Origin of the sequence: Halolactibacillus alkaliphilus (assembly GCF_900115465.1) — a bacterium.
In the GTDB taxonomy this organism is placed as follows: Bacteria; Bacillota; Bacilli; order Bacillales; family Amphibacillaceae; genus Halolactibacillus; species Halolactibacillus alkaliphilus.
Genome location: NZ_FOWN01000048.1, coordinates 1 through 11,079, shown reverse-complemented (window position 1 = coordinate 11,079; position 11,079 = coordinate 1). Strand labels below are relative to the sequence as shown.

Below are 11,079 nucleotides of genomic sequence, written 5' to 3'. Positions count from 1 at the left end.
CAAAGATTTCGTAAGAAAATCTTATGGTACCAAGAGGTCAAAGAGATGACTGAGACACTCTAGCCATTGCGAAGCAACGTGTCCTTTACTTCAAGACTTCTTCTTAGTGAGAGTAAGTTGGGTTCGGGGTCCCGACTTAATCGAACTTAGAAGAAAACGACCATGATAAGCTTAGGCGCGGATGGTGCCTCAAAGGCATTAAAATAACCATCCGGCACAAGAAAACTCATCATGGTCGTTATTGAAGTCAAGGATGGCGGATACTACCTCGACAATAATTGATCAAATGAGTGGTGTTTTAGGTACCACCACATTTGACAGAGAACCCTTTTTATTCGATAAACAGACCTTTATGAAGAACTGTAACGTCCAAAGCTTATTTGATTAAAAACTTCATCGACTAATTTCATTTTAGTATCTGGGTGGTAAAGTTTTGCGATACTAATCCGTTTACATGATGTGTAATCAAGCGCCTTTTCTTGCATTTTCTGATCTAAATAAGGCAACATAAATTGATCAATGGGTAAGTAGGCGAGTGTGATTGTTTTGTCGTTGTTTAGTTCAATATAAATACCTGTCAATTCAGTAAAAATAAAGGGATGATATTCGAAACGTAAATGAATGTGACTTTTATCCATAGTTTTAATAGCTTCGATGTGTGTTGTTTGATTATAAAAATAGACGACCTGCTCAAATGAGTAATACAGCTTATCAAGTGATTGATTTAGCTTTGAAAGCTTTATTTTTGCGAATAATCGGATGGAATATTGATAACAGCGCCGGCTTGTAAGCCAAAGGATGATAAATGGCACTGTGAATAGAATATAATCAATCACATGATCATCTCCTTATCGTAGAGTACGACTCTATTTTTCCCAGTAGTTTTTGCTTTGTATAAAGCTTCATCGCTAGTGTTTAAAACGTGTTCTTCTGTTAGTTGGTTAATTAATTCTGTGTGCGATACACCAACACTGATGGTAAGTTTGTTAGTCGGTTGTGCTTGTTCGTTTGGAAAAGCGGTTTGTTCCACAAGTTTACGAATATCTTCGGCCATAGCGTAGGCTTCACGTACGGTGACATTCATTAAAATAAGCACAAATTCTTCTCCACCAAATCGATAGCTTTGGTCAATATTTCGTATACGACTTTTTAACAGTTTAGCCAATTGTTCTAGGGCGACGTTTCCAAGCAAGTGTCCATTAGTATCGTTGTAATGTTTGAAGAAATCAATATCAATCATAACCATTCCAAAGCGTGGGGATTTTTCAGAGAATATGCGCTTCAAGTCCTCTTTTAAACTGCGCTGATTTTTCAGTTTGGTTAAACCGTCTGTCTCAGACATCTCCTTGATATTTTGGTAAAGAGCAAGTTGATGGATTGAGATGGCTGTCTGAAGTGCGAGCGGAATCAAGTTATCAATTTCTTCTGGTGTGATTTTTTTATGCGTCACGGGATTATCAATGATTAAAATACCAATTTTCTCATTTTGGTACACCATCGGAACAATTAATAGCTCGTGCATATGGAAGTAATCACTTAGTTCATGAAGAATGGGATCGGTTGTTTCTCTTACCCGGACTAATCGATCTCTCCCGTCAGTAAGCGCTTGATGAAAGAGTGTATTTGGATCTAGTTTAAATGTTAGTGATGACACTAAGTCATTTAATTCGGGGTCAATGTGTTCTTCGTCCATCCGTTCCAATAAATCCGTGAGTTTATATTTTTTCTCGGCGATATCATTCCACTTATCAAATCCATCTTCACCTCTGACGGGGCCAATGCCCATCATGCCTTGCATATGGTTTGTTTGACCATCAGTCAAAAATACGAGGCACCGATTAAATCCTAAACCGTGCCCAGCGGTAATCGTGGTGACTATAATATGTAATAATCGGTTAAGTTCATCAGTCTGTTGTATGGCTGATGAGATTTCTTTTAAAATAGTGAGCTGTTTGGTATTATGGTACATTTTCTTTTTCCATTCTCTTAATTGATTAAAATAGGTATTGGCTCTTTTTCCAGCAAAATAAATGAGCACAGCGCTGAGAATTAAATAATTAAAAAAAATAAGAGACATTGGCATATATATAAGGTGTTGAATGAAGATAAGACTTATAGCAATGAAAAGTCCTGGAAGGTCTAATGTATACATACCGGCAAAGAGATAGAGAGCGATCAATAGCCAATATTCATCTGTCTGATAACCTTGAAACAACAGAAAACTACAAGAAAAAAAGATAAAGACAAGCAAACGATTGCTTCTTTGAGATAAGAAAAAACGGCCAACGTTTAGTGCAAGCGCTAGCGTTGATACTATGATGATCCATTGCAGTAAAGACATATATTCAACACCTCCTACTAATATAGTCCTATTATAACAGGTTTTGAAACCGGTGTCTTTCTTTTTAACTATTCGTAAACTTTCACTTGCCAAGAAGTTGGTAAACATGTACAATTAAAATTGTAAGCGATTGCATAACTGTCATACGTGATGTTGTGCAATTTTTTCGCAACATTTTTGCAATCGTTTGCACAAAATATCAAAAGGAGGTAAGGTGTCTTTTTTACAGCTTTCATCACTACACAATTTGAAAGGATGATTATGTTGAAGAAACAAAAGCTACAACCGATCGTGGCACAGTTTTTTGTATGGCTCTTATTATTTAGTACAATTTTTTCTGGATTACCAGCGAGTGTATTCGCTGAAACTGATGTTACAACGATTGAAGAAAACACACTGCGTGTGTTCTATGAACATACAGGCGACCCTGAAGAAACATTATACTTATGGCATTGGGGTGACTCGACCGGCTTATCGGGAGAATTCCCAGTGGCTGGAGAAACTTTTGAGGTAATAACGGATGAGACATTTACTCATGTTGCTGATATTCCATTAAAGGACGATGCGAAAAGTATTGGCTTTTTAATTGCCCTAGCTGATAAGACAAAATTAACAGATGATTTAGCTGTTGATTTAATCTCACCTGATATGGATCATGTGTATGTGACAAATGATGGCAACACGCACCTCGCAAAGCCGGTGTCATTTGACGAACCAACTGTTCGTGTGCATTACTTGGAGACAGAAAAGGCCTTTGCTGAACCTGGTCTTTGGTTCTGGGGAGACACGCCAATTTCGTTAGATGGGGAAGATGCTTGGCCACATAATGCTTACGGCTTTACATCTGAGAACACTTCACCTTATGGCTATTTTGTTGATGTACCTTTAAATAATGAGGCTGAAAGTCTTGGTTCACTCATTGTAGATAAAGCAGATGGAAGTAAGCAGACGGGCGATTTTCGATTTGATGAACTCGCAACGTATAACCAAATCTTTATTAAAGAAGGCATCGACCAAGCTTTTAACAATCCTTATTATGTAGAGACTAAACCTGAAACAACGACACCTGACGAACAAGAGGGCACAGAAGATATTACCGTTACAGGTGAAGTCAGTCGAGCGTTTCATTACGATGAACATGCGCTATTAGAATTATCTATTGATAATAACTCAGATGTTGCGGTGGCGTCGATTCGTGCCGATGTATCAGAACTTGGGATTAACCAACCCCTCAACATCGACCCGTTTTTACAAACGGTTACTTTGTCGGTGAGTGATACAGTTTCACCAGGTGAGAAAAACATCCCTGTCACAGTTGTTGATGCAAATGGCGGAACCTATCACACGAACGTTTCTGCGACTGTTGTTGAGAAAACGAGTGGCGATCGTGACTGGGATGAATCGATCATCTACTTTATGCTGACGGACCGATTCTATGATGGAGACCCATCAAACAATAACCCGTATAATTTAGATTATCAGAATGCCGATAACCCTCGGGGAACGTATCAAGGTGGCGACTTTAAGGGCGTTACTGAAAATTTAGATTACTTAGATACACTAGGCGTTAACACGATTTGGATTACACCGATTGTAGAAAATGTTGGGCATGACGTGGAAGCGAAAAGTTCTAATGGTTCCTATTATGCTTATCATGGTTATTGGGCGAAAGATTTTGAAGCGCTCAATCCACATTTAGGTACAATGGAAGAATTCCACACATTGATCGATGAAGCGGCTGCACGTGACATCGATATCATGGTAGATGTCGTCTTAAACCATGCTGGATACGGTATGAATGCAACATTAGATGGTTCTGAACCAGAAGGACACCCAACAGCAGAAGACATTGCCCGATTTGAGGGAATGCTACGTGAAAAGAGTGGTTCAGGGGACTTAAAATCAGAACTTGCAGGACTTCCTGACTTTATAACAGAAGACCATGACGTGCGTGAACAACTTGTCGGTTGGCAAGCGGATTGGATTCAAAAATCAACGACAGCAAAAGGTAACCGAATCAAGGCGTATCGTGTTGACACAGTCAAACATGTTGAAGAGACGACGTGGCAACATTTTAAAAATGAACTTGTTAAACAAGATCCTGCGTTTCGTTTAATTGGCGAACATTGGGGAGCAAACTTCAATGATGATGGGGGCCATTTCTATAACGGTACAATGGACTCACTACTTGATTTTGGCTTTAAAACATACGCCAGAGCACTAGCAAACGGTAATCTAGAACAAGCCAATGAACAGTTGACATTACGTAATGCGTCGTTAAATAGTGTGCATACGTTGGGCCAATTCTTAGGGAGTCATGATGAAGATGGTTTCTTACATGGCTTAGGTGGAGACGAGGCTAAGTATAAAGTAGCTGTTAGTGCACAGTTAACCGCAAAAGGTCAACCTGTCATTTATTACGGTGAAGAGCTTGGCCAAACAGGCGCAAATAATTGGCCGCAATACGATAATCGCTACGACTTTGATTGGGATGCAGTTGAATCAAACGAAATCCTTGCCCACTATCAAACGTTACTAGCGTTTAGAAATGCGTACAGTAAAGTACTAAGTAAAGGGACGCGTGAAACACTTTTGGCCGACAATGATTTAGGCCAATTAGTTGTTAAACGGGCATATAACCAAGATGCCGTATATGTTGGCTTTAACCCAACGCTTGAACAACAAGAGGTGACGTTAAAAGCTTCAAGTGCTAATGTAGAAGTGACCGATCATTATTCAAATGTACAGTATCAAGCAACCATGATTGAAGATGATTATTATGTCACATTTACAATTCCAGCCTCGGCGGATGGAGGAACAGCATTACTTCATGTGTCGGGTGGTGAGTTACTTTCTACAGATATCGTCATAGATGAGCCTGCAGAAGAAACACCTGTAGAGGAGGGATTCTTTCGGCTCCACTTTCGTGGTCTTGATGCTTCTCGTCTTAGTGAGCTTGGCCTTTGGACTTGGGAAGATGTTGAAAACCCGTCGGAAAACTGGCCGTTAGGCGCAGTATCCTTTAGTCACGCTGTTGAAACAGCTTATGGCCACTATTTAGATGTACCGGTCATTGATAATGCAAAAAAGCTCGGCTTTTTAATTAACAATGTTAGTGGTGGTAATGAAACGTCTGATATGTTTGTTAACCTTTTAAGTCCTGATATGAATGAGGCATGGGTGACGGAAACATTTGACATCTATCCTTATGAGCCGTTAACCAACGCTAATCAGCTTCGGGTAAACTACAACCGGACAGATGATGCGTATGATGGTTGGGCCCTTTGGACATGGGGTGATGTTTTAGAGCCGACCGATGGTTGGCCAAACGGAGCACATGACTTTAAACCTGGTAAATACGGGGTGTATTACGATTTACCACTAGTTGAAGATGCGAGTTCTATCGGATTCTTAACCCTCAATAAAACATCAAATATGCAGTCTGGTGACATGTCACATACACTGAATCATCACACACAAATCTTTATTCGTGAAGATGACCCAACGGTGTATACGAACCCCTACTTTGTTATTGAAGAGGGACTTCTACAAGCTGAATTGATTGCGCTTGATACGATTGAACTTGGCTACAGTGCAATCGGAGACTGGTCGAAAGAGGAACTTTTAGAAGAAATTACGGTTGAAACAAAAGGAGGTGACGCCGTTATGATTGAAGATATCATCATTGACCAATCCACAAAGACAATAAAGTTAAAAGGTAACTTTAAAACGGATGAGGCACCTTATACGGTACGTCACTTAGGACGCGAAGCTATTGCACGCGCTGGATGGAAACTAACAGACGATTTATATGGGTATGAAGGAGAACTAGGATTAGTTGACTTGGATAATGGTCAAGCAACGATCAAAGTTTGGTCGCCATCTGCTGATCAAGTTGAACTTGTCTTATATGATAAGGACACACCTGAAACCGTCGCGGGAGAATACGTGATGACGCGCCAAGACAAAGGTGTTTATGAAATCACGCTAACTGAAGAAATGACAAACATCAAAGATCATACAGGTTACTTCTATCACTTTAAAATAACACGCGGGGAGACCTCTGTTTTAGCGCTTGATCCATATGCAAGATCAATGGCTCAGTGGACAAGTGATGGCAACGATGATGCGGTAGGAAAAGCGGCCATTGTTGATGTATCAACGATAGGACCTAAGCTTGACTATGCTGAGATTGATGGTTTTAACAAGCGCGAAGATGCGATTATTTATGAGATCCACGTCCGCGACTTTACGAGTGATCCAAACATTGCCGAGGAGCTTACTCATGAATTTGGTACATTTAGTGCGTTTGTTGAGAAGTTAGATTACATTGAATCACTTGGTGTCACACATATTCAATTATTACCAGTCATGAGTTATTTCTTTAGTGATGAATTTAATAAGAGTGAGCGCTTGTTAGATTACTCATCGACAGATAATAACTATAACTGGGGGTATGACCCACACAGTTATTTCTCGCTGACAGGCATGTATTCAGAAGACCCGAGTGACCCAGCGAAGCGAATTGAAGAGTTTAAAAACATGATTGATGAAATTCACAAAAGAGGCATGGGGGTCATCTTAGATGTCGTCTATAACCATACGGCTCGCGTGCATATTTTTGAAGATTTAGAGCCAAATTATTATCACTTCATGGACACAGAGGGTAAGGCAAAAACAAGCTTTGGTGGCGGCCGTTTAGGTACGACACATATGATGGCTCGCCGGGTACTTGTCGATTCTATTAAGTATTGGGTTGATGAGTATAAAGTAGATGGTTTCCGCTTTGATATGATGGGAGACCATGATGCTGAGTCGATTCAAATAGCGTACGATGAAGCGAAAAAACTCAATCCGAATATTATTATGATTGGTGAAGGATGGCGAACATTTGCCGGGGATGATCAATACCCGAATGTTCAACCAGCCGACCAAGATTGGATGAAATATACTGAAAGCGTTGGTTCATTCTCCGATGAATTTAGAAATGAATTAAAGAGTGGTTTTGGCAGTGAAGGACAACCACGATTCTTAACAGGTGGTGCGCGTAATATTGATGTTATTTTCAATAATATCATTGCTAACCCGGGCAACTTTGAAGCGACTAACCCAGGTGATGTTGTGCCTTATATCGCAGCCCATGATAACTTAACACTTCATGATGTGATTGCGCAATCCATTAAAAAAGACCCGAAAGACCATCAAGAAGAAATCCATCAACGTATTCGGATGGGTAACTTAATGGTATTAACGAGTCAAGGAACACCGTTTATTCATGCCGGTCAAGAATTCGGTCGCACCAAACAATTTAGACATCCAGACTATATCGATGAAGTTGACGTTGCGCCATATAAATCAACGTTTATGACATCTGAAGACGGGACACCGTTTGAATATCCTTACTTTATCCATGACTCATATGATTCAACGGATATTATTAACCGGATTGATTGGGAAAGAGCAACAAACAGTACGTTGTATCCTATTCAGACGTTAACGCGTGACTATACAACGGGTCTCATTCAGTTACGCCGTTCAACAGACGCTTTCTCAAAAGGAACGATTGAAGATGTGCGTGAGAATGTGACAATGATACAAGCACCTGAAATTAAAACGGAAGATTTAGTCATTGCTTATGAAGCGAAAGCTTCAACAGGTGAAAGCTATCATGTCTTTATTAACGCCGATGACGTGTCGCGTCAGTTGACAGTTGATACGGATTATCGCGATGAATCAGTCATTGTTGATGCGGTATCATCTGGTATAGAAGCCATTGATCAACCAACAGGTGTCACGATTGATTCTACATCTGTTACCATTGACCCACTTACTGCGGTCATTATCCGTGTGGAAGAACAAGAAGATACACCAGATCATGAAGACAACACACCACCTGTAGATACCGATAAACCAGGTCAAGGCGATAATACACCACCAGGTAGTGATGAAGGTGTTGAAGAAGTAACAGAGGAAGACATTAAGATAGACAAAGAAACGAATTTGACAGTCATTAAAGTCGTAAACCGTAAGGGTGCGAAAGTGTCAGTCGACGTCTTAAAGAAACTGCCAAAGAACGCACAGCTGTCAATTGAAACAGAAGATCAAAAAGTGCTTATGCGTTTCCCAATGGATAACGTATTACAACGTGCACTTGATGCAAATGAAGATCTTATTGTTAGAATTGATCAACGAGACAAAAAAGACCTTGTAGTCGGAAAAGGTATCACGGTTTTAAGTGATATTTATGACTTCCAAGTATATATTGGCGGCAAATACGTCGATGGCGTGTTTGATATCCCGATTGAGGTCCTATTTAAAATTGATCCAAAAGCCGTATCAAATCCAGATTGGTTAACCCTTGTCTATATTGATGATGAAGGGAATGTCACTTACTACCCAATTGAGTCATATAATGCTCAAACAGGTGAAGTAACAGTGTACATTAATCATTTCAGTGAATACTTTATCGCGGAAGTAGATCCAGATGTTATAAATGAGGATCAAATAGGTGAGAGTATGGCGCCGAGTGATCCGTCAACTGATGACGAATCAAATGAACATGCGGGGGTATTACCGAGTACCGCAACAAATATTTATCTCTTAATGATGCTTGGTTTAATTCTTGTCTTATTTGCGGGAACAGCACTCGTTTTTAAGAATAAACAAACGCGTTAAGTTTTGTAAGAAGTAATGGGTGATTTGTCTATAAAAAGATGATTTCAAATAGCCGCAGAGTCTTTATGCTCTGCGGCTATTTATATAGTGTACGTAATAAAATAAAAGACAAAGAAAAGACACGTCAGTTGTGACGTGCCTTTCTTTGTCCCCCTTATGGGACAGTGCGGAAAATTTGTCGTTACATTGTTACTTGTTCATCTTACCAAACTGTTACTTCCTGACGTGCTAACCCGTCGTACTTGAAGCTTAGTTTGTAACCGTCTTTCTACTTGCTACTTACAACTGATCTTTCGGAACTTTTTACTACATCCGATCCACGAGTCTTAAACGGTTAGTCACGTGCACTTTTACGAAAAAACGTTACACTTACACTTACATAGCTTAGACTACTACTTACGTTCATCCTAATTGCTACGTTCCTGACGAGTTGTTGACGTCAGCTCTTGCGCAAATTTTCCGCCAAGGCTGTGCAGCTCACATCTCATATTTATAAGTCCAACGTAATTACCTTCTGTATTGGCCTCATAAGTTAGATTAAAAGCTTTTGTTACACTTTCGTAACATTAGGTCTTAATCATTTATATGTGATGTATTTGCCTTGTACTTATTTATTCCCCAATTAAAGATAGTTAAACATACTTTTTTAAAAAAACTTTTAAAAAATCAGCATTTTTTAAAAAAATAATAAAACTCTGCTATAATAGGGGCAATTCAGCAATTAAAGGAGTACGTTATGAACGAAAAATTACTAATTATCGATGGGTTTAATTTATTAAGTCGGGGTTATTTTGCTACGGCATTTAATCAAGAACCTCATCAGTTACCAAAAAACAGTCAAGGACTCTACATCAATGGGGTTCGAGTGTTTATTCAAAAATTATATCAATTAATTGATAAACACCAAATGAGTCATGTCGCTATTTGTTGGGACGTTAAACGTGAAGATACGTCACGTAGAAAAGAATATACAGCCTATAAAGCGACCCGACAAGCGTTGCCGGAACCGTTGATTCAGCAATACGAGTCGCTCGTATTTTTATTGACTGACTTGGGCTTTACTCAACTGACGATTCCCCCATATGAAGCAGATGATGTGATTGGGGCACTGACAGTTAAGTGGCAACAAGAAACAAGTGGTCACAGCTATATGTATAGTAATGATCACGATTTACTACAGTTACTTTCACCTCAAACAACGCAAATCATCGCAAAGAATAGAGAAGAACTAATGTTTACGGAGCATGTGTTTACAAGTAAATATGAGATCACACCAACACAATGGATTGATGTCAAAGCATTGCTAGGAGATAAGGGAGACAATATACCAGGTGTGCATGGGGTTGGAGAAAAAGCTGCACTTCCGCTCATTCAGTTGTATGGTTCTGTCGAAGGAGTGTATCAATCGTTGGATACGCTTGATGCCAAATTCAATCGCTATAAAAAGAAGCTGATTGCCGGTGAAACAGACGCTTATTTAAGCAAGCAACTTGTCACAATTGAAACAGACTTAAAAGAGGTTCAAACGCTTGATTTAGTGGCATTTGAAAATAAGACAAGAAAAGATCTGCAATTTAAAGCTTTAAATGATTTTGATTTAAAAATACGTGGCTTGATGCTTTAGAAAAACACCTTGATTAACGCTATCTTCTTCTTAAAAGGGCGTAAAGTCAAGGTGTTTTTGTTTTTTTGTATCGTTTGCTGTTAAATTAGATTGTCCATTCATCAGACAAAATAGCTCGAAGATACGTATAGCCATCGCGTTCATTGAACTACCCCCACCTAACATTCTCACGAATGTTTGAGGAAGGGGATTCCATAAGGACACCCTAAAGGCAACCCATGCTCATTCAACTAAGCATAGGATTTTCTACTCTCCAACCGCCGCAAACCTATTTTCTCAACATCTGTTAAAGCATGTTGGGGAAATAGTGTGTTCCAGGAACACAACTTGCTTTGGTCGAATCGTTCCGTCTGGTAGAACACATGGGTTCTAACAAAAGACAGGGTACGCATCATATACGCCCATTGCGTCCAATGATGTAGACCTTGTTTCTGCTCCG

Annotated in this window: 5 protein-coding genes; 2 read left to right on the top strand and 3 right to left on the bottom strand. The window is 39.6% G+C overall.

The genetic code is table 11. The features are described from left to right. Nucleotides 1-350 precede the first annotated feature (350 nt). Nucleotides 351-836 (bottom strand): hypothetical protein, encoded by a 486-nt coding sequence (locus BM163_RS13105; RefSeq protein ID WP_089803629.1) that lies wholly within the window; start codon nt 834-836, stop codon nt 351-353. After that, nucleotides 833-2,341, bottom strand: a complete 1,509-nt coding sequence (locus BM163_RS13100; RefSeq protein WP_170243750.1) for a sensor domain-containing diguanylate cyclase — start codon at nt 2,339-2,341, stop codon at nt 833-835. The genes BM163_RS13105 and BM163_RS13100 overlap by 4 nt, the downstream gene beginning before the upstream one ends. A gap of 264 nt (nt 2,342-2,605) precedes the next feature. Here BM163_RS13100 and BM163_RS13095 point away from each other — a divergent pair, with 264 nt between their 5' ends. Together BM163_RS13095 and BM163_RS13090 are read left to right on the top strand one after the other, a co-directional pair. Continuing rightward, entirely contained in the window at nt 2,606-9,016 is a 6,411-nt protein-coding gene (locus BM163_RS13095; protein ID WP_371859524.1) for a pullulanase, read from the top strand. Between the two features lie 736 nt (nt 9,017-9,752). After that, complete coding sequence (locus tag BM163_RS13090; protein ID WP_089803626.1) at nt 9,753-10,640, top strand: 5'-3' exonuclease; 888 nt, start codon at nt 9,753-9,755, stop codon at nt 10,638-10,640. A 230-nt stretch (nt 10,641-10,870) separates the two neighbouring features. On the opposite strand, the gene BM163_RS13915 is transcribed toward BM163_RS13090, so the two are convergent. Further along, the coding region (locus BM163_RS13915) for a hypothetical protein (RefSeq protein ID WP_220083667.1) at nt 10,871-11,079 on the bottom strand (209 nt) is incomplete at its 5' end.

Coding starts and splice junctions, on each gene's coding strand:
- BM163_RS13100 (WP_170243750.1), bottom strand. CDS start 2,341: ATGTCTTTACTGCAATGGATCATCATAGTATCAACGCTAGCGCTTGCA.
- BM163_RS13090 (WP_089803626.1), top strand. CDS start 9,753: ATGAACGAAAAATTACTAATTATCGATGGGTTTAATTTATTAAGTCGG.